This is a genomic window from Haloferax sp. Atlit-10N, assembly GCF_003586325.1.
Taxonomy (GTDB): Archaea; Halobacteriota; Halobacteria; order Halobacteriales; family Haloferacaceae; genus Haloferax; species Haloferax prahovense.
In genome coordinates, this window is the sequence record NZ_PSYX01000001.1 from 1,353,885 (window position 1) to 1,374,607 (window position 20,723).

Annotated in this window: 16 protein-coding genes and 1 tRNA gene; 4 read left to right on the forward strand and 13 right to left on the reverse strand. The window is 66.0% G+C overall.

The annotated features are described in order from the left end of the window. The first annotated feature begins 136 nt into the window (after positions 1-136). Entirely contained in the window at positions 137-4,672 is a 4,536-nt protein-coding gene (locus tag C5B91_RS07005) for a glycoside hydrolase family 15 protein (protein WP_115819286.1), read from the forward strand. A gap of 106 nt (positions 4,673-4,778) precedes the next feature. Beyond that, positions 4,779-5,264 carry an SRPBCC family protein gene (locus C5B91_RS07010; RefSeq protein WP_049968550.1) on the forward strand — a complete coding sequence of 162 codons (486 nt, stop codon included), beginning with the start codon at positions 4,779-4,781 and terminating at the stop codon, positions 5,262-5,264. Positions 5,265-5,291: 27 nt separating this feature from the next. On the opposite strand, the gene C5B91_RS07015 is transcribed toward C5B91_RS07010, so the two are convergent. From C5B91_RS07015 to C5B91_RS07050, 8 genes are all read right to left on the reverse strand, one after another. Continuing rightward, the gene (locus C5B91_RS07015) at positions 5,292-7,385 is read right to left on the reverse strand and encodes a response regulator (RefSeq protein WP_115819287.1); all 2,094 of its coding nucleotides are present in this window, start codon (positions 7,383-7,385) and stop codon (positions 5,292-5,294) included. Positions 7,386-7,523: 138 nt separating this feature from the next. Further along, on the reverse strand, positions 7,524-8,405 hold the full coding sequence (locus tag C5B91_RS07020; RefSeq protein WP_008093715.1) for a DMT family transporter: 882 nt from the start codon (positions 8,403-8,405) through the stop codon (positions 7,524-7,526). A gap of 123 nt (positions 8,406-8,528) precedes the next feature. Continuing rightward, positions 8,529-9,281, reverse strand: a complete 753-nt coding sequence (locus tag C5B91_RS07025) for a class I SAM-dependent methyltransferase (RefSeq protein WP_008093717.1) — start codon at positions 9,279-9,281, stop codon at positions 8,529-8,531. A gap of 97 nt (positions 9,282-9,378) precedes the next feature. Continuing rightward, positions 9,379-10,113, reverse strand: coding sequence for a 7-cyano-7-deazaguanine synthase QueC (gene queC / locus C5B91_RS07030; protein ID WP_008093718.1), 735 nt, complete (start codon positions 10,111-10,113; stop codon positions 9,379-9,381). Positions 10,114-10,261: 148 nt separating this feature from the next. Next, positions 10,262-11,035, reverse strand: a complete 774-nt coding sequence (locus C5B91_RS07035) for a 7-carboxy-7-deazaguanine synthase QueE (RefSeq protein WP_049968554.1) — start codon at positions 11,033-11,035, stop codon at positions 10,262-10,264. Beyond that, entirely contained in the window at positions 11,035-11,511 is a 477-nt protein-coding gene (locus tag C5B91_RS07040; RefSeq protein WP_008093721.1) for a 6-pyruvoyl tetrahydropterin synthase family protein, read from the reverse strand. Before C5B91_RS07040 ends, C5B91_RS07035 begins: the two co-directional genes overlap by 1 nt. A gap of 143 nt (positions 11,512-11,654) precedes the next feature. Further along, positions 11,655-12,038, reverse strand: a complete 384-nt coding sequence (locus C5B91_RS07045) for a thioesterase family protein (protein ID WP_008093723.1) — start codon at positions 12,036-12,038, stop codon at positions 11,655-11,657. A gap of 136 nt (positions 12,039-12,174) precedes the next feature. Next, positions 12,175-12,453 (reverse strand): hypothetical protein, encoded by a 279-nt coding sequence (locus tag C5B91_RS07050; protein ID WP_050459183.1) that lies wholly within the window; start codon positions 12,451-12,453, stop codon positions 12,175-12,177. A 169-nt stretch (positions 12,454-12,622) separates the two neighbouring features. Here C5B91_RS07050 and C5B91_RS07055 point away from each other — a divergent pair, with 169 nt between their 5' ends. After that, on the forward strand, positions 12,623-13,018 hold the full coding sequence (locus tag C5B91_RS07055; protein WP_115819288.1) for a 2Fe-2S iron-sulfur cluster-binding protein: 396 nt from the start codon (positions 12,623-12,625) through the stop codon (positions 13,016-13,018). Between the two features lie 178 nt (positions 13,019-13,196). Here C5B91_RS07055 and C5B91_RS07060 read toward each other — a convergent pair. The 3 genes from C5B91_RS07060 to C5B91_RS07070 all read right to left on the reverse strand — a co-directional run bounded on the left by C5B91_RS07060 (position 13,197) and on the right by C5B91_RS07070 (position 15,950). After that, positions 13,197-13,270 (reverse strand) — tRNA-Tyr (locus tag C5B91_RS07060). A gap of 74 nt (positions 13,271-13,344) precedes the next feature. Then, complete coding sequence (locus tag C5B91_RS07065) at positions 13,345-15,387, reverse strand: DEAD/DEAH box helicase (RefSeq protein ID WP_115819289.1); 2,043 nt, start codon at positions 15,385-15,387, stop codon at positions 13,345-13,347. Between the two features lie 80 nt (positions 15,388-15,467). Next, a complete protein-coding gene (locus C5B91_RS07070; RefSeq protein WP_008093730.1) occupies positions 15,468-15,950 on the reverse strand; it encodes a hypothetical protein in 483 nt (160 codons plus the stop codon). A gap of 1,401 nt (positions 15,951-17,351) precedes the next feature. On the opposite strand from C5B91_RS07070, the gene C5B91_RS07075 reads away from it, so the two are divergent. Next, complete coding sequence (locus tag C5B91_RS07075; protein WP_008093732.1) at positions 17,352-18,557, forward strand: Cdc6/Cdc18 family protein; 1,206 nt, start codon at positions 17,352-17,354, stop codon at positions 18,555-18,557. A 175-nt stretch (positions 18,558-18,732) separates the two neighbouring features. On the opposite strand, the gene C5B91_RS07080 is transcribed toward C5B91_RS07075, so the two are convergent. Together C5B91_RS07080 and C5B91_RS07085 are read right to left on the reverse strand one after the other, a co-directional pair. After that, entirely contained in the window at positions 18,733-19,302 is a 570-nt protein-coding gene (locus tag C5B91_RS07080; protein ID WP_008093735.1) for a winged helix-turn-helix domain-containing protein, read from the reverse strand. A gap of 297 nt (positions 19,303-19,599) precedes the next feature. Further along, entirely contained in the window at positions 19,600-20,160 is a 561-nt protein-coding gene (locus tag C5B91_RS07085) for a TATA-box-binding protein (RefSeq protein ID WP_004041616.1), read from the reverse strand. Between the last annotated feature and the right edge of the window lie 563 nt (positions 20,161-20,723).

Sequence of the window (20,723 nt, forward strand, 5' to 3'; positions counted from 1 at the left end):
CTGATGGACCCGAGGTTCCGGTTGGAGACGGGTTCTACCGAGTCGCCTCGGCGTCCCCCGAATTCGTCGGTTTGCAGGCATAAATGATGGAAGATGGGCGGCCAATACTTATGGTTCGAGACCCTCGTCTACCTCTATGCGACTTCGGACCGCCTTAAACGAATACAAACGCGACCGGGGCGGACGCTTCCCAGAGGAGTGTCGGACCTCGGACGGGGCGTTCTCCGGTCACGGGGACCGGCTCGTCTACGTCGGCCTCGATGGGTCTCTCCGGGATTACTCTGCTTCGCTTTCGGGCCTCTACGGTATCGACCGCTCTCGGTTCGGCATCGAGGCGGACGGCGAGACACACTGGTTCGACGAGTTGGAGTCCGTGCGGCAGCACTACTACCGGGAGACGAGCCTCGTCGAGACCGAGTACGACGCCGGGGAGTACACCGTCCACCAGTACGACCTGACGCTCGGTCGCGCCCACGTGACTCACGTCGAGCTTCGCGGCGCGATTCCCACCGACGCCCACCTGACCGCCTTTCTCACCTTCGCCCCCGAAGGCCGAGAGACGCGGGTCGGCCGTCTCATCCACGAGGCCGGCGGCCCGAACGACACCCAAGCGGTCGAGGTGTTCCACCGAAACGAACACGACTACGTCACCGCGTCGACCGGCCTCACCGACGTTCGCGGCCAGATACCCGAGCGGTTCGACGAGATTCTCTCCGACGACAGTTTCGACTTCCCGCGAGAGGCCGTCCTCGACCGCTACGAGGACACCCACCTCTCGGGTGACGTCGTCGTCAGCGCCCCGCTCGAACAGGAGGGCCGCGCCGCTCGGACGACCCTCGTCACCCAGCTTTCGGACCACAACGAGATGGCTCGGACCGACGCCCTCGCCGACCTCAGATACTGTTCGGTCCAGCACGCGACCGCCGACGCGCTCCGAGAAGCCGCCCGCGAGCAGGCCGAGGTGTTCGTCCCCGACGGGACGCCGCGCGAGCGAATCGTCCGCGCCGACCTCCGGGCGCTGTCGCTTCTGACCGCGCCCAGCGGCGCGCGCATCGCCGGGCCGGAGTTCGACCCGTTCTACGCCCACTCCGGCGGCTACGGCTACACGTGGTTCCGCGACGACGCCGAGGTCACGCAGGCGCTCGCGCACGCCGACGACGCCTTCAGTCTCGGCCTCGGCGACCGCCTCGGAACGAGCGCCGAGTTCTACTGCAAGACGCAGCTCGAAGACGGCACCTGGCCTCACCGCGTCTGGGCCGTCGACGGGACCGTCGCCCCCGGCTGGGCCCACGGCCGCGTCGAAGGCTCCGGTGACGAGGAGTACCAGGCCGACCAGACCGCGAGCGTCGTCGCCGCGCTCGCGTCGCTCCTCGCCGACCGCCGCGACGAACTCGACGACGAACTCGTCGGGCGCATCCGTTCGACCGTCGCGGCTGGCGTCTCGGGGCTCGACAGCAGTCTCGAATCCGACGGACTCCCGAAACCCTGTCAGAACGCGTGGGAGAACATGAGCGGCCGGTTCACGCACACGGCCGCGACGTTCCTCCAAGCGTACGCCACGGTCGCCACCGCGCCCGTGAACGACGACCTCCGCGAGCACGCCGCCGAGCAGGCGACCGCGGTGTACGAGGGACTCGACGAACTGTGGTCCGAAGAGCGCGAAGTCTACGCCCTCCGCATCGATCGGAACGGCGAACTCGACGACCGCCTCGATTCGGCCACGTTCGCCCTCGTCGACGCCATCGACGCCTACGCGGACATCGAGGAGGTCGAATCGAAGACCGCGAACCGGCTCGTCAAACACATGGCTGCGACGCTCAAGGGCCTCTACCGCAACCCCCGCGGCGACGTCGCCGGGCTGGTCCGGTTCGAGGACGACTACTGGCGCGCCGACGGACAGGACGGCGAGAAGGTCTGGTCCGTCTCGACCGCGTGGGGCGCGAACGCCGCCGCGAAGTTCGGCGTCCTCTGTGACCGCATCGGCAAGGACGGCCGCCGGTTCGTCGAGCGCGCGACGAATCTCTACGAACTGCTCCAACCCGACGGCCCCCTCACGACCGAGGCGGGCTACCTCGCCGAACAGGTGTTCGACGACGGGAGCTTCGACAGCGCGACGCCGCTCGGATGGCCCCACGCCATCCGGATGGAGACGACGGCCATCCTCGCCGACATCGACGCGCTCCCAGCGCCGAAGCCCGCGCCGACCGGTCCGGAGAACCGACCGCGGTGGACGACCGGCGAGAAGTACGGCATCGGCACCGTCGCCGACCACTACGCCGAAGACCCCTCGCGCGTCTGGTTCACCCTGACCGAGGGCGCGCTGACCGAGGTCCGCTTCCCGCGGGTCGACCTGATGAACCTCCGAACGCTCGACTTCCTCGTCGTCGACGCCGACCCCGACGACGAGTACACGGCGCGCACTCACAACGAGACCCGGCGGGACGACCACGCGGACACGGTCAAACGCCGGGCCGAAATCGTCGACGACGACGCGCTCGTCTTCCGCCACGTCGTCACCGAGACGGGCGACGGTCGCGGCCACGAGTGGGAGCTCACCGTCGAGTACGTCATCGACCCCGAACACGACGCGATGCTCGCGGACGTGCAGTTCGAGTCAATCGACGGCGACGACTACGAGCTGTACACCATCGCCGACACGGCGCTGGCGAACACCGGGACGAAAGACCGCAGCATCCGCCTCGGCCAACTCGGGAGCTATCACCTCGTCGCCCGCGACGCGGGCGCGTTCGACGCCGGCGACGGCCACGAACCGCTTCTCATCGACCAAGACGGCAGGGAGTACAGCGTCGCCATCGCGCTCACCGCCGCCGGCCGGTTCGAGTGGGCCACCGTCGGCGTCGCCGGCTCGCGGTACCTCGCGGACTTCTTCTCGAAGGGCGAACTCCCGAGCGCCCAAGAGCGCGTCGACGACGAGAACGTCGTGCTCGTCGGACGCATCGGCACGGGCGACGAACTCGGCGAGACGCTGGCGCTCGGCTTCGCCGAACACGCCGACACCGCCGCCGCGCTGGGCGAGGCGGCCGGCGCGCTCACCCGCGGCTACGAGACGGCCCGGGCGGCCTACACCGACTCGTGGGCCGAGTTCCTCGCCGACAAGGAGCTCCCCGGCTCGGTCGACGACGACGGCGAACTCGCCGCGCAGTACAAGACCTCGCTCATGAGCCTGCGGGCGGTCGAGGACAAGACCTACCTCGGCGCGGGGCTCGCCTCGCCGTCGGTGCCGTGGGGCGAGGCCGTCCCCGCCGAGGAGGCCAAGGGGTACGGCTACAACTTCGTCTGGTCGCGCGACCTCTACCAGGTCTTCACCGTCTTCGAGGCCGTCGGCGACGTCGAGACGGCCATCGACGCGCTGGAGTACATCTACACCTACCAGCAGGACGACCGCGGCTTCATCCCGCAGAACACCTACCTCAACGGGCGGACCCGCTGGGGCGGCGAGCAGATGGACAACATCTCGTTCCCGCAGGTGATGGCGTACATGCTCAAAGAACGCGGCGTCGCCTTCGACGACGTGGCCTACGACTACGAGAACGTCAAGTACTCCGCCGACTACGTCGCGCGGAACGGGCCGCCGACCGCACAGGAGCGCTGGGAGGAGGAAGCCGGTTACTCGCCGTCGTCCATCGCGGCCGAAATCGCCGGCCTCGGCTGTGCGGCGTCAATCGCGCTGGACGAGGGCCATACCGAGGACGCGCTCGTCTGGCTGGCGCTGGCCGACGACTGGACAGAGCGCGTCGACGACTGGACCGCGACGCGGACCGGCACCGACCGCAACACGCACACGCCGTACTACGTCCGCGTCACTCGCGACGGCGAACCCGACGCCGGGCACCTGCGGACGCTCGCGAACAACGGGCCGACGCTCGACGAGCGCGAGATCATCGACGCCGGGTTCCTCGAACTCACCCGCCTCGGCATCAAGCCCGCCGACGACGAGATAATCCGGAACTCCGTGAAGGAAGTCGACGAGACCATCCGCGTCGACACGCCCCACGGGCCGGCGTTCTACCGGTACAATGGCGACGGCTACGGCGAGCGCGAGCGCGACGAAGAGGGCGCGCCGTGGTCCGTCGACGCCAAAGGGAAAGGTCGGCTCTGGCCCATCTTCACCGGCGAGCGCGGCGAGTACGAACTGCTCGCCGGGACCGAGGAGGGCGACCTCGCGCCGGACAACCTGCTGCGGACGATGGCCGCCTTCGCCAACTCCGGCCGCATGCTCGCAGAGCAGGTCTGGGACCGCGAACACGCGACCGACTACAACTGGGAGTTCGGCGAGGGAACCGGCAGCGCGACGCCGCTGGCGTGGTCGATGGCCCAGTTCATCCGCCTCGCCCACGGCGTCGAGGCCGGCGAACCCGTCGAGACGCCCGCGTTCCTCCGCGAGCGATACGCCGAGTCCGACCGCCCGAACGGGCCGTCGCTCCGCGTGAGCACGCGCTTCAAAGGCGACAAACTCGTCGTCACCGGACAGACCGACGCCGCCGTCGTCGCGGTCAAGACGCCCGGCGAGACCCGACTCGTCGAACCCGACGACGGGACGTTCGAAGTCGAAGTCGCCATCGAGTACGGCGAGAACCAGGTGACGGTCGCCGCGGCGACCCACGAAGACCTGACGAAAGCCGGCACGACCGTCTCGCGCTTCACCCTCTGAGGCGGCGCGAGGCGACCGGCCACCGACTCTCGCGGTCGGCGATTTGCTTCCGTTTTTGACCGATTCCGCCAGCACCGCTTTTCCGTCTCCAGCCTAACGGTCGGGTATGCCGGTCTACCAGCGTCGAACTCGAATCGCCGCCCCGCTCGAACGCGTCTGGGAGTTCCACTCCGCGGTGTCCGGACTGGAGGCGCTCACCCCGGCGTGGATGAACCTCGAAATCGAGTCGGTCCGCGGCCCCGACGGCGAGGAGGACCCCGACGAACTCGTTTCCGGGACGGAAATCGAGATGTCGATGCGACCGTTCGGCGTCGGCCCGCGCCAGCGATGGACCTCGCGCATCCTCGACCGCGAGTCGGGCGAGGGAACGGCGTGGTTCCGTGACGACATGGTTGGCGGCCCCTTCTCGCGGTGGGTCCACACCCACCGCTTCGTCGCCGACGGCGACGAGACGATTCTCGAAGACCGCGTGGAGTACGAGTTGCCGTTCGGCCCGCTCGGCGACCTCGCGGGCGTCTTCGGCGGCGTCGGCTTCGAGGGGATGTTCCGCGCGCGCCACGCCGAGACGAAGCGGCTGTTGGAAGAAGAATAGAGACGGGCAGTCGGACGCGCCGACGGTTCAGTCGTCGCTGAGCGAGAAGCGCGGTTCGACCTCGGAGCGGACGCCGCCGATGTCGAACTCGAATCGCGCGCCGCCGAGGTCGGGTTCGGGCGCGGTGGCCTCGATGTCCCAGCCGTGGGCCTCGACGATGCTCTCGACGATAGAGAGCCCGAAACCCGTCCCGGACTCGGAGGTCGTGTGGCCGTGTTCGAAGACGGTGTCGCGCTCGTCGGTCGGGATGCCGGGGCCGTCGTCGGCGACGTAGAAACCGGTCTCGGTGGGGCCGACGCGGACGGTCAGTTCGTCGGTCGCGTCCTTCGACGCCCCGTCTGCGGAGGCGTCGCCGGGAGCATCCCGGCGGCCTGTGGAACCGTGTTCCACAGCGTCACCAGACGTAGTCTGGTTGCCCGTCGAGCCATGCTCGACGGCGTTCCGAAACAGGTTCTCGAACGCCTGTTGGAACCGGCCTTGGTCGGCCTGCGTGTTCCCGAGGCCGTCTTCGACGACGAGGACCGCGTCGTCGCCGGTGTCGACCGCCTTCCACGCCCGCTCGGCGACGTTCCCGATGGCGACCGAGCGCGTCTCCCCGACCTTTCGGCCCTGTCTGGCCAGTTTGAGCACGTCGTTGAGGAGCGTGTCCATCCGGGTGACGCCGTCGAGCGCGCGGTCGAGGTAGGTCACGTCGTCCTCCTCGCGGGCGAGTTCGACGAACCCCTTGGCGACGTTGAGAGGGTTTCGGAGGTCGTGGGAGACGACCGATGCGAACTCCTCGAGACGGTCGTTCTGCCGCTGGAGTTCGCGCTCGCGTCGCTGGCGTGCCAGCGTGTGCGTGACGTTGTTGGCGACCGAGCGCAGGAGGTCGACCTCGGTGTCGGTCCACGAGCGACTCGTCTCGACCACGTCGAAGACGACGAAGCCGACGAGCGCCCACTTCGAGACCATCGGGACGGCGACGAAGCCGCCGGTCTCGGCGTCGGTGAGCACGCGCTTCGTGTCCGACGCCTCGGGCGGGAGGTCAGAGACTCGGTGGAGCCGGACGTTTTCGAAGCGATAGAGCCGTTCGACCAGCCAGCGAGCGTCTTCGAGGGCGACGCGCGCGGGATGCTCGCGCGGGTCGCCGCCGCGCCAGTCGTGCATCAGCGCGGCGACGTTCGTCTCGTCGTCGTAGAGGTAGACCGAGCAGCGGTCGAGGTCGGCCACCTCGCCGACGGACTGGAGCGTCCACTCGATTTTCGTCCCGATTTCGTCGGTCTCGGCGCTCATCAGCGAGGTTGACGTGTCCAAGACGGCGTCTTTCAGGCGCGTCTCGTAGCGCAGGCGGTTCCGCCGGCGGCGGCGCTCGGTCACGTCCTGTAGCGTTCCGATGACCGCGGGCTCGTCGTCCTCGGTGGGACGGAGCGCGAGGTGTCCCTCGCACAGGAGGTCGTCGTCGTGCGGATACGCGGAACCGGGCGAGAGCACCGTCTCGAAGCGTTCCGTGTCGGGGGCGTCAGGGGCGACGACTCGCTCGAAAGCGGCGCGAATCTCGTCGTCGGACTCGGCGGCGAGGTCGGCGAACTCGCGGCCGATAATTGCTTCCCGGTCGTAGCCGGTGAGCTCGCAGAAGACGCCGTCGGCGGAGGTGAAGCGACCGGACGAATCGAGCGAGTAGACGCCGCTGTCGAGCACCTCGATGGCGGTGCCGTACCGCTCGGAGGCCGCCTTCGCGCGGTACTGCGAGACGGCGTTGACGACCCGGTTGGCGAGGACCGTGTACTGGTCCGTGCCGGTGTCTTTCTGCATGTAGTCGGTCGCGCCGACGCGGAAGGCGTCGCGGGCGACCTCCTCGGAGCCTTTGCCGGTAAAGAGAATGAAAGGGAGGTCGGGGTGTTCGGAACGGACCGCGCGGAGGAACTCCAGTCCGTCGATATCGGGCATGTCGTAGTCCGACACGACGCAATCGACCTGTTCCTGTCGGAGTCGTTCGAGGGCGTCCGCCCCCGAGTTCGACGTCGAGACCGACAGGTCGACGTCGCCGGCCTCGCGTTCGAGGTAAATCGACACGAGGTCCGTCAGACTGGGTTCGTCGTCGACGTGGAGGACACGTACGTCTGCCCCCGACCCGTCGTCCATACGGAGTAGCGACCGCTCACCGTAATGAGCGTTGTGACGCGGTTATCAGCGTCGATAACCAACACGGAGGCTGGAGTGAACAGGCGCTTCGGCGGACTCCCATTCGGAGGCTGGACAGCCCTCTCGTGGCGGGACAGGTCAGGACGCGCTGACGTAGATACCGCCGAGGACGATCGCCCCGCCGAGGACGGTCGGGAGCGTGGGAATCTCACCGAGGAGAAAGAGCGCGAGAATCGTACTGCCGACGGGCTCGCCGAGCAGAGAAACGGAGACGACGCTCGATTCGAGATGGGCGAGCGCCCAGTTGATGACGGTGTGGCCGAAGATACCCGGGCCGACCGCCATCCCGAGAAACAGGAGCCACTCGCGGGCCGGATAGCCGGTAAGCGAGTCGCCGCGGCCGACCGCGACGACGAGGAGCGCGGCGGCACAGACCGTGTAGACGACGACCACGTAGGGGACGAGCGAGACCCTGCTTCGGACGCTCCGGCCCGTGAGGACGTAGGCGGCGGCCGTCACGGCACCCACGACCGCGAGCCCGTTTCCGAGAAGCGGGCGCGGCGCGCCGCTGGCGGTGAGGAAGTCGGAGACGGACATGAGCACCATGCCCGCGAGCGCGACGCCGATGCCGACAGCGGTGCGGCGGCTCACGCGCTCGTCGAGGACGGCCCACGCGCCGACAGCGACGAACAGCGGTTGGGACTGCACGAGCGTGACGCTCGCGGCGACCGTCGTGTGGTTGAGGCTCTCGAACCACGACGCGAAGTGGGCCGCGAGCGCGACGCCCGCGCCACCGGCCGCGAGGAGGTCGCGTCCCGAGATGGTCGCCAGCGCGTCGCGGTGGCGGACGAGCGCGACCGGCGCGAGAAGAGCGACGGTGAACAGGACCCGATAAAAGGCCTTTATCAGGCTCGGCGCGGCGCTCCAGCGCACGAGGATGGCGCTCGTGCTGACCGCGAGGACGGCGATGCCGAGCCCCGCGAGCGGCGAGATGGGAGCGTCGAAGTCGGGCGTTGACACACCCCCACGTCGCGGGGGGTCCGCTTACCGTTTGTGGGTCTCGGTGAGTCGCAGTCGGCCGGGGTGGAGCGGGGGCGGGAAGCGGGGTCGGGTCGGGTCGGGTCGTGGGTTTCCCCGACAGAGCTACTCCTTCCGTGCTCGAATCAGCGCCTTCGGGTTGGCGAACGAGACGACCTCGTCGCCGTCGAACACCACGTCGAACAGCGCTTTCGCCTCGTCGGGCGCCTCGCGGAAGCGCCGTTCGAGTTCGGCCCGGTCGTCGGGCGAGACGTTCGTCCGCTCGGTCCACGGGTCGAATTCGAGGCGTATCGCTGCGGTCTCGACCGCTTCGACCGACAGGCCCGCGGCCTCGAACCACTCGCGCCACCGCGAAACCGGGTGGAGTTCGACGTGGGTCGGGTCGCGGAGCACCTCGACGCCGTTGAGGAACTCGGCGAGAGTCGCGTCCTCGGGCGCGACGTTGTCCTCGAAGGCGAGGACGCCGCCGGGTTCGAGGACGCGAGCGACTTCCGCGACGAACGACTCGGGGTCGGGGAAGTGGTGCGCGGCGATTCGGCAGGCGGCCGCGTCGAAAGAATCGTCCGCGAAGGGAAGGCGCTCCGCGTCGGCGACGACGCCCGTGACGGGGTATTCGCGGACCGCGGTGGCGACCATCTCCGGGGCGGCGTCGGCCGCGACGACCGAGGGAACGCCCGCCTCGGCTATCGCGCCCGCGGTGTGGCCGGCCCCGGTCGCCACGTCGAGCGCGCGGGTCGCGCCGCGGCACCACGACGCGAGCGTCTCCCGGTCCTCGCCGAGACGGTGGACCTCGCTGTCGAAGTACGACTCGGCGGCGCTCCCGAACTGGGCGGCGGTTCGGCGTTTCTCGTCGCTCATGACCCGAGATTCGCGCAGGTCGGTGAAAAAGGGGAGCGAGGAGACAGGTAGAACGGCGGGCGGAGTCTATCCCCGTCGTCGGCGCACGGGGGCGACGCTACGCCGCGTCCGCGTCCACGTACTCCGGGCGCTCGGCGTACGGAATCGGGTCGCGCTCGCCGAGGTTCTGGAACGCCTGCAGGCGGAACGCACAGGAGTCGCAGGTGCCGCAGGCCGGTTCCTCGGCGCGGTAGCAGGACCACGTGTGCTCGAAGGGGACGCCGAGTTCGAGGCCGCGGCGGGCGATGTCGGTCTTCGAGTCGTGGACGAACGGGACCTCCAGCGAGATAGTCGTGGCGGGCTTCGTGCCGACATCGACCATGGCCTCGAAGGCGTCGAAGAACTCGGGGCGGCAGTCGGGGTAGCCCGAGTAGTCCTCGGAGTGCGCGCCGACGAAGACGGCGTCGCAGTCGTTCGCCTCGGCGTACGAGACGGCCATCGACAGGAGGTTGGCGTTGCGGAAGGGGACGTACGAGGTCGGAATCTCGTCGGCGTCCATGTCGGCGTCGGCGACGGCCATCGAGTCGTCCGTGAGCGACGACGCGCCGATTTGCTTCAGGTGGCTCGTCTCGATGTGGAGGAAGTCGCGGGCGTCGAGTTCGTCGGCGAGCGCGCGGGCGCAGTCGAACTCCTTCGACTCGGTCTTCTGGCCGTAGGAGGTGTGGAGCGCGTAGAGTTCGTAGCCGCGTTCCTTGGCCTCGTAGGCGGTCGTCGCGCTGTCCATGCCGCCGGAGAGGAGGACGACGGCGCGCTTTTCGTCGGACGTGGTGCCGGTATCGGTCTCGGTAGTCATCGTTGTCGTGGAATGGTTCGGGGTGCGTTCGGAGTGTATTCGGGGTTCGTTCGGAGTGCGTTCAGAGTGTATTCGGGGTTCGTTCGGAGTGCGTTCAGAGTGTTTTCGGGGTTCGTTCGGAGTGCGTTCAGAGTGTTTTCGGAGGTACTCAGGTCTCGGGCGCGTCGTTCCAGAGGTCGACGTGGAGTCTCGGCGTGTAGCGGTAGCCGAACGCCGCGGCGAGGTCGGCGACCTCGGTCCGGGTTCGGACGAGTTGCTCGCGGGTCTGTCCCTCGGGCATGAGCAACACGTCGCTGTCGCGGATTTCGCGGGCCGCGACGCCGCGCACGTCGGCGACGAGCGACTCGATTTCGTCGATGTCGTCGCGGCCGGTGACGACGAACTTCAGTTGGAAGTCCGCGGCGTGTTCGACCAGCGAGGCGAGCGCGTCGAGGTCGACGCGGGCGTTCTCGTGTCGCTCGGTCCAGACGCCGGGGTCTACGTCGGCCGGGGCATTGTCGGGCGTCGGCGTCGACGACGCGAGTTTCGGGCTGATGCTCGCGAGGTCAACCGGCGCGTCGGTTTCGAGCGTCCCGTTCGTCTCGACGGTCAGGTGGTAGTCGTCGGCGAGCGCCGACAGGAGCGCGTCGGTCTCGGCGTGGACGAGCGGTTCGCCGCCGGTGACGACCACGTGATCGGGAGAGCGCGACTCGACCTCGGCGACGATTTCGTCGAGGGTCATCCACGCGTGAGTCGGCTCCCACGAGGTGTGAAACGAGTCGCAGAACCAACAGCGAAGGTTACAGCCGCTGGTGCGGACGAACGTGCTCGGAACGCCGGCGAGTTTGCCTTCGCCCTGAAGCGACGCGAACAGCTCGTTTATCGGGAGGCGGTCGCCCTCGGCGTCGGTGTCGTCGCGGGCGACGGTATCGGAGACGGGCATCAGAAGCCTGCGCAGAGTTCCGAGGTTTCGCTGACCGAGACCGAAACCTCGGAGACGGTGTCGGGAAGCGCCGACAGGAGCTTCTCTTCGAGCACGACGGCCATCACCTCGGCCGTCGGCGGCGCGTCGAGGACGACCGTCCCGTCGGCGTCGCCGGAGCGCTCGAACGCCTCGACCAGCGGGTCGCCCGACTCGACGAGGAAGCGGTGGTCCCACTCGTCGATGACGTCGGTCACGACGCCCTTGTCGACGACCCAGCCCTCGTCCGTGAGGTCGCCGACGACGCGAACCGAAATCTCGTAGTTGTGCCCGTGCGGGCGGCTACACTTGCCGTCGTGGTGGAGGAGGCGGTGGCCGGCGCTGATGCGGATGGGCCGGTCGCGACCGATGTGGAGGACGCGCTCGCCTGCTCGGGACAGCGGGGTCTCGTCGTCGGCTTCCGCCGACCGTGCGTGCTCTAGTGTTCCCCGAGGCATACTCGAGGATTATCACGAGAGTATTTAATTCTCCTGTCTCGGCACTGTGGGTCGAATTCAGCGACTCACGAGCCGCGGACCGCCCGGAAAAAGGAACCATCCCGGCGGTAGATGACCGCCGACGACGAGACGAGTGGACCGAGCTACGGTTGGTTCGCGATTGCCTCGCGCCACTGGTCGGGGACGCGGGTCGGGCGGCCCTCACCGTCCATGGCGACCTGGACCGTCTCCCCGGTGGCGACGACCTCGCCCTCGTAGGAGAGCGTGTAGTAGATGGGGAAGCTCTTGCCGCCGGGCTCGCCGGCTTCAACCTCCACCTCGACGGTACCGACGCCCTCGATGGGGGCGCGATAGTCGAGTTCGAGGTGTGCGACGACGATGTGTGGGTCGGAAAGCGGCGTGTCCATCACTTCCTCGAAGAAGCGGACCCGGGCCTGCTCGCAGTAGGTCGCGTAGACGGCGTTGTTCACGTGTCCGAACGAGTCGTGGTCGCGGAACCGGACTTCCACCTCGGCGACGAAGCTCATTGCGGTGCGCGACACAGGCGAGAAGTATAGCACCGACGGTTTGTCTCCGGTGGACCCGGTGAACGAGAGGCGGACGAGAAGACGAGTGAGAAGACAGCGGGGCGAGTGAGGGGAAGGAGACGGGACCGCAGACGCCTCAGTTCGCCGTCCGAGCCGACTGGTCCGCCGGAGCGGACTGCCGACCGTGGAGTGCGACGGCCTTCCAGACGTTCGAGCGCGAGCCGGCGCGGACCATCTCGACCGGAACGCGAGCGCCTTCGGAGAGGGACGCCAGGGTGTCGCGGATGCGCTCTGACTCGTAGGCCACGAGGTGGCGCGTTTCGTTCGTCTCGTGCAGTTCGACCGTCATCGTCTCGTGGTCGTTCATCTCGACGCGGACGTTCACCAACACCGGCGCGGACGCGAGGGTCACCATCACGCTCACCTACGAATCCGCCCGGCATAAGCCGTTATAATACTGATATCTTCGGATATGGACTCTACATAGACGGCTGGAACCCACCGGAGAGGCGTCAGTGAGTCCACTGGGCGAGGAGCCAACCAGAGGAGTACACCCATGTCGAGTCGGGCCTAACGACCGACAGATGAGCGACCGTGAGTCTCACCCCGAACGCGACCCGGCTGACTCGGCCGTCACGGTCCGCGTCCGCGGTGGCGACCCCGACGACGAACGGGACAGCGACACCGACGGCGGCCGTGTCACCGAGGTCAGCGTCGAACGCGGGACCGTCCTCCGCGATGCGCTTCTCGACGCCGGTCTCTCGCCGTACACACGGCTCACGAAGCGGGCGAACTGCGGCGGGCGCGGCCTCTGTGCCACGTGCGGCGTCCGGATTCGTTCGAGCGAACCGACGGCCGACCACTGGCACGACGACCTCGCGGCGCGGTTCGGCTACCCGCGGCTCTCCTGTCAGATTCGCGTCGACGAGCCGATGACCGTCGAGCTGGTCGAGAAGACGGTGTGGGGTGGGCGGGAATAGGTGGCTGGTGTCGGGTGGGCGAGAGTGAGGAGGTGAACCGACCAGTACGAGAGAAGACGGTCCGCCCTCCCCGATTTGAACTCACTCGCAACGCTCCGCGTTGCTCGCTGCTCAAATCGAGTCGAGGAGTCTTTCACATGCAACACGGCTCGCTGCGCTCGCGGGTGTTGAAGTTCAGTCCGCTCTCCCCGATTTGAACGGGGGACAAGCCGATCTACAGTCGGCTGCTCTGCCAGGCTGAGCTAAGAGCGGTCAAGAGAATCTCAATCTACGGTTAGACTTAAGAATTCTCATTCCGGGCGGCCAAGCGCCCGACGACGGTGCGGTTACTCGTCGGGCATCGTCGACTCGGAACCGTCCGCAGACGCTGAGTGCTCGCCATCTGAGTCGGGGTCACCGTCACTCGCCTCGGTGTCGAGGTCGTCAGAACTCGTCTCGCGGACGCGAATCCCCTTTCCGGCGAGGTGTTGCATCTGTCGCTGGGCGAAGTCCTCCTCGCTGGTCCCGCGGGTGGCGAGCACGTAGACGAGTGCGCTCCCCGTCGGACGCATGGTTCGACCGGCGCGCTGGGAGCCTTGCCGACGAGAGCCTCCGAGGCCGGAGGCGACGATTGCGAGCCCGGCGTTCGGGAGGTCGATACCCTCGTCGCCGATGCGGGAGATGACGAGCGTGTCGAGGTCACCGTCGCGGAACGCCTCGAAGTACGCCTCGCGGCGGTGGTGACGGGTCTCACCGCTGACGAAGGGTACGTCGAGCGCCTCGGAAATCGCCTCGCCCTGGTCGAGATAGTCGACGAAGACGAGCGTCTTCGAGTCGGCGTGGCGGGCGCGGAGCCGACGAATCTCGAATATCTTTCCGGGGTTCATCGCGGCGAGCATGTGCCGCTCGCGGCCGTCGCTGGAGGCCCACTCGTTTCTGGCCATATCGTCGCCCCAGCCCACGTAGCGAATCTCAACTTCCGGCTCCTGAACGTAGCCGGCGTCGAAGAGCTTCCCCCAGTCGGTCCCGATAGGCGGACCGATGAGCGTGAAAATCTCGGCCTCCTTGTCGTCCTCGCGGATGGGCGTCGCCGACAGCCCGAGGCGGTGTTTAGACTGGAGGTCGGCGCTCCGCTGGAAGACGCGACTCGGGATGTGGTGGGCCTCGTCGTAGATGATGAGCCCCCAGCGACGCGAGTCGAAAAGCGACCGGTGGCGGTCCATCCCGGCGGTCTGGTAGGTCGCGATGGTGACGGGTCGAATCTCCTTCGCACCGCCGTGGTACTCGCCGATTTGGTCGGCGTCGAGGTCGGTCGTCGAGAGGAGTTCCTCGCGCCACTGGCGGGCGAGTTCGCGGCTCGGGACGAGAACGAGCGTCTCGCCGCCGACCGCGGCGAGCGCGCCGATACCGGCGATGGTCTTCCCCGCACCGGGCGGGCCGACGAGGACGCCCGCGCGCTGGTCGACGAAGCGGTCGACCCAGTCTCGCTGGTAGTCGCGGAGGTCGACGTGAAGCGAGACGTCGAGTTCCTCGCCCTCTTCGAGGTCGCGGTCGTCCTCGACGGGGTACCCCGCGTCGTAGAGGATGCGCTTTATCGCCGCGATTTCCTCGTCTCTGACCCACGCCTCCGTGTCCGAGATGGGCGCGTAGACGTGGTCGTCGTCGAGTTTCTGGAGCGCGACGTTTCCCATGAGGCTCTCCGTGGCCGCTTCGAGGACGGTGTACCCCTCCTCGTGGGAGTAGAGGCGGAACTGGTGGGCGCGCTTCCACTGGTCTTCGACCCACGCTTCGAGGTGCGGCGACCGCTCGGGGAGGACCGACCGGAGCATCGAGAGGAGCGAGTCGACATCGTCGAAGGGCGCTTGCCACACGTCTTCCTGCCGGATTCGATAGAGGTAGCCTCGGCCTCTTCCCTCGCGGTCGCCGGTGGTATCGACGAGGTGCGCGAACTGGGAGAGTCGCGCCCGCGTGTACTGGGTCGGGTTGTCGACGACGATTTCGCGGCGCTTCGGGAAGAGGACGACCCGCTCCCGCGAGGCGAGTTCGCCCCACTCGGTCGGATACCAGACGGTCGGGTCGGTCTCGACGTTCACCCGCTGGACCCGACCGGCATCCGCGAGAGCGTCGAGTCCGTCCATCGCGTCCGCCTGCGAGACGCCGAGACGCCGCGCGACCTGCTGGGCGGTCACGACGGGTCGGCCCTCTGATTCGAGCGCCTCGTAGAACGACGCGAGCGAGACGCCGTCGTCGCCCTCGCTCGTCACCTCGGCGGCGGTTGGCGACGCGTCGGTCGCGTCTGCCAGTCGGTCGAGCACGTCTGCGGAGGCGTCGGCCTCGTCGGCCTCGGCGTCTCCGTCGGGAGGACTCGGGTCCTCGTCCTCGGCAGTCATCGAAGGCGGGTACGGCCGCGACGGGGAAACGGCTTGCGACACCGAGAGCGACTCGCACTATCGAGAACGAGGCGGTTCGCCTATCGGGACGTACTCGACTGCGCCGGAGCCATCCGGTCGAACACGGACCTGAAGTCGTCGCTGACGGTCAGGAACTCCGGGAACTCCTCGAGCGTCCGGACGCCGTCGAGGTAGACGTATTCGACCGGTTCGGGCGGAATTTCCTCGAACACCTGAACCGGACCGCGTTCGGTGAGGCCGACGAACGGCCGTCCCTCGGGGTCGGTCTGCGGAGTCAGTTCGTGTTCGAGGTACAGTTTCGCCATCGCGAGCGCGCTCGCGAGCGGGACCTGTCCGGGGGTCAACTGCCACGTGACCCCGCGGTCTTCGTAGTGGACGGTGGTCACGTAACCGTCGTCGAACCGGAAGCAGTCGACTCGTTCTCCCGAACGAGACCACCGCGTCTCCGTCGAACGGGATCGCTCGAGGGACCACTCTCGGTCGTCCCTTCGGCCCGACACGGCTTCGCTGAGGCGCACCCACACGCGACTGAGCGCACGCATACGGTATCGGTTCGTTCCCCTGGGTAATTGCATTGACGCCACGCTATCGACACAGTCCGTCGCGGGAGAACGTTCCGAGCGTGGGCGAACCGGGGTGCGCGTGAGTCGCATGCACACCTCGTTTCCGGTGAACGGGAGGACGAGACTCGAGTTGCAGACCTCGACAAAAGTCGGCGACGGCAGTCGGTCGGCACCGGTCAGTCACCGACCCGTTCCCGCGGGAAGTACCACACCTCGCTTCCGGTGAATCGCAACTCCGCGTGAGACGGTCAGAGACACCACGTTTCCGGTGAATTGGTCGAAATATACGAGGCCGAAATCCGACCCCGACGGCGAGGATATCTCGAACTGCGAGTGTTGGGACCGCCGGTCGAGACCGACGGCTGAACGTCGCGTCGACTGAACGGGGTATCGGCAGCCGTTGCAGCGGTGGTCCCGCTTCGGAGTCAGCCGATTCCCGAGTCAGCCGCTGCCAACCGACCGAGCGGAGAACGTAGCAGCGCTGACAGACACCACGTTTCCGGTGAAATACGACACGGTGGGGGGAGGCAGTAATCACGTCGGGATCGGTGTCGGCTCGCCGGCGAGCTACGAGAACGGAGTCACGCGCACACCACGTTTCCGATGAACTGGCCCGAGCGTCTCTCGGTGGGGAACGCGCCGAACAGCGGCCGTTGACGCCCGTGCCTTCTCCGTAGTTTTCGGCCTGAACTGAATCGGTCCACTTATTACCAACACACCACGTTTCCGGTGAAATACGACGTGAGAGGCGCGCTACTATCTATATCAACTCGAACCCCCGGAACGGTGTGAGACACTACATTTCCGGTGAGCGAGTGGGCTGTGTCAACTACCGACGGTCAACTGACCACTTTCTCTGGGTCGGTGGCACTGGAGCCCACGTATAACAACAATTAAATAGTTTATTTGTGTTACCGACCATTGATACACTCGCGAACAAGAATATACTCGATCCTCGAGTATTGGTCGACCCGAACGATACGTCTCGAGGCGCGTGTTCTCGGTGTTCTAACCGCTCCTATCGGTGCTCGCGGGTCTCTGAGATCCTGTGCTACTGGTCGTATCGACGGTTACCGCGGGCGACGTTCATTGAGTTCTGTTACGACGACAACGAGCACGTTCAGCGTGGCTACCACCGGTATTGTCGGACTCTCGGACCTCGTCTTCGTTTTCGTCCTCGTTACTGGACGAGAGACGAGCCGAGATTCCTCGACCCTCACTGGGTCAGGTAGACTCCCTCACACCGTGTTTCCGGTGAATCAATACCTCCGTTTCGTGTGGACGGGAAACCGGGGTTCGTGGTCGTTCACCGGAAACGTGGTGTGTGTGTGCTGCGTCGAATGGTAAGTCCTTTCACCGGAAACGTGGTGTGTTGCGAACATGCCTAACGCCAGCGACGACCTCTTCACCCGGGAGGACCCCATCTTCGCCAACAAGGAGTTGTTGGAGATAAACCACCTCCCGGGGGAGGGTCGCATCGTCGGTCGCGACGACGAGATCTCGGATCTCGCGACCGCGGTGAACCCCGCCATCTTCGGACAGAGCCCGAGCAACGTCCTTATCTACGGGAAGACGGGGACGGGGAAATCGCTCTGTGCGAAGTACGTCTCCCAGCGACTCGTCGAGACGGCTGAAGAAGAGGGAGTGAAAGCGACGTTCGCCTATGTTGATTGCGCGCAGGACACGACCGAGACGCAGGCCGTCCAGACTATCGCCGATAGCGTCAACGACACCGCGATTACCGGAATCAAAGTCCCCGACAAGGGACTCTCGACGTCGACGTACTACAAACGACTGTGGCGTATCCTCGATTCGCTGTACGACGTCGTCCTCATCATCCTCGACGAAATCGACAAACTGAGCGACGACGACATCCTCATGCAGCTCTCGCGAGCGGGAGAGGCCGGCAAAATCGCCGGCTGTAAGCTCGGCGTCATCGGAATCAGCAACAAGATTCAGTACAAAGACCGGATGGACGAGCGGGTGAAATCCAGCCTCTGCGAGCGCGAATTCGTCTTCCCGCCGTACGATGCGAACCAACTTCGCGACATCATGGACGCGCGGAGCGACGCGTTCCGTGACGGTGTGTTGGACCCGTCGACGATTCCACGGGCCGCGGCGCTCGCCGCCCGCGAGCACGGGGACGCGCGGAAGGCTATCGACATCCTGCGATACGCGGGTGAGATTGCCCAATCTATGGGGGCGAGCACGGTCAGAGAGAACTTCGTCACGCAGGCGCGACAGCGCGCGGAGACCGACCGCTTCCGCGAGTTGATTCGCGGGTCGACGCCGCACTCTCGCTACGTGTTACAAGCGCTGGCGATCCTCTCGCTTTCGAACCAACAGCAGGACGGCTTCCGGACGAGTCGCGTCTACGAGGTTTACGAGAACATCTGTCGGCAGCAGGGTTCTGATAGCCTGTCGCTTCGGCGGGTCCGCGACCTGCTGAAAGAACACGCCTTTCTCGATATCATCGAACAGTCGAAACACAGCGGCGGAAGTGCGGAAGGGAGCTACACTAAACACCAACTGCTCGAAGATCCGGACGTAGTCAAAGACGTTCTCATCGAGAACACGGACACCTGACGGGGAATCAGGGGACCGACCGAAAGCACGTAAGGGCCGAATCGCCTAGTGGGGGACGCTGCACCGCTGCAAGTACACCTCTGTCGAGCGACCTCTTATATTTTATTGCAGTGGCATGTGATTGGAATTATCACGTGTGACCGGATCGGTCACACCATCGGTTGTCGAGGGCGAGTCACGATTCGAGTTGTTCGAGCGGGACTGATGTCGAACAGACGGATTCGTACAGGCTCTCGACCCACGAGACGACCTCCGGGGCGTCACCGTCGACGAGGGCCGTCAGGTTACCGTGTTTGTCGTAGGCGGAGACGGCCCCGTGGCCGTCGACCAGTAGGAGGCCGAAGTCGAGGTCCTCGTCGGTGACCCGGAGTTCGAACTGGTCGAGGTCCTGTGCGCGCTCGAATGACTCGGGGTAGGCGTCCATCGACCGTTCGAGGACGTCGCGGTCGACGACGAGCTCCATCCGCGTGTCCGGGCCCAATACGTCTTTAGCCGACTCGTTGAACACCCGACTCACGATGGGCGTGACACCGCGGAAGCGGTCGACCGGCTCGTTTCCGACGATGGTCAGGTATCTGTTGAGCGGTGCGTGAGGGTCGTTGTCGGCAGCGGTGGTGATGTTCATCTGGCTGAGGACGCCGGACGGTGCGCCCTCACATATTTCCGCGGCGTTCGCCAGGAACTCGCTCATCCGATCGGCGCACTCGACCGTACCGATGAACTCCGCGTACTGGTCGTGGACCATTACGCCACCCGCGGTGAGATGATAGAACCCATCGGTCTTTTTGACCCACCCGCGGTCACAAAACCCTGCGAGTGTCCGCTGTGCCGTCTCCCTCGCACAGTCACAGCTGTCTGCGAGGTCAGTTGGTCGACGCGGCTCGACTGCCAGCGCTTGGAGAATAGCCTCCCTGCTTTGCGACCCGACGAGGAACGCAACGTCCTCCCGCGCACTCATGTGCCATCCGTTGGACTGTTCTGTATTTTACACTTGCGGGTGTTCAGGTCCGTACGCGGCGAAAAATCGATAGTTCGGGAGCGTCTATCCGAGCAGTCCGAGTGCGTCGATGCGCTCGACGATCTCTTCGACCGCGGTCTCCGCGTCGTCGGTCCGCTTTCCGCCGGTAATGACGATTTTCCCGGAACCGAAAAGCAGGATGACGACCTTCGGCTCGTCCATCCGATAGACGAGGCCGGGGAACTGCTCGGGCTCGTACTCGACGTCTTCGAGGCCGAGACCGATAGCCAGCGCGTTCAGGTTCAGGTTGTGTCCGAGGTCCGCGCTGGAGACGATGTTCTGGACGGTTATTTCTGGCTCGTCATCGACGGGAATCTTCAGCTCGCGGAGCTTGTCGAAGATGATTCCGAGTGCGTCGTGCACGTCGTCGATACTCTTTGCGCCCGTGCACACGATCTTCCCCGAGCGGAAGATGAGCGCAGCGGCTTTCGGGTCCTGGGTGCGATAGACGAGGCCCGGGAAGTTGTCCGGGTTGAAATCTGCACCGGGGAGGTCGTCGGCGAGGGCTTCGAGGTCGAGCTCCTGACCGATCCCGGTCGATGCGACTACGTTCTGAATCTCGATGGAGTCTGCCGGCCCACTCATTGCTCGCACGTGAATCGTACCTCCGGCCTTATAAAGCGACCCGTTATAAACCGACTTCAACGGGTCGATTCTATCGACACCTCGCACGCACGCGAAACTAATACATTGATTTCTCGCTCAGTCTAATTGATGTCACAATTGACCGCGCGTGAAGTTATGGCACGCCTCGTGTCTATTTTTCTCACAGAGCCACTAAATCAACGGGGTTAAATGTATCCCCGGCATTCGGATTAATGCGAAGAAGCGCACGGGGGTACTCCCCCCGAAAGCTTCCACCGAACGCCCCGACCCCAAGGTCGTCAGGCGCTCACCGGGATGACACACCTTCCCGGGGGCCGCCACGATACGACGGCCTTAAGTGGTCCAAGGCATTTCGGATGAATGCGAACGACACACCGCGATTGCAGGGCGATTCAACGCGTCCTGCCTCACCGGACCAGAACCCACGGAGGTTCGAAGGGTTTATACCCACGAATCGCCTCGGTTCAGGTCCGAAGGAAATGAGGATTCCGCCCCTGCGGTACGCCGCAAGACGGTATCTGATGTTAGCCCTAGTAGTTCGG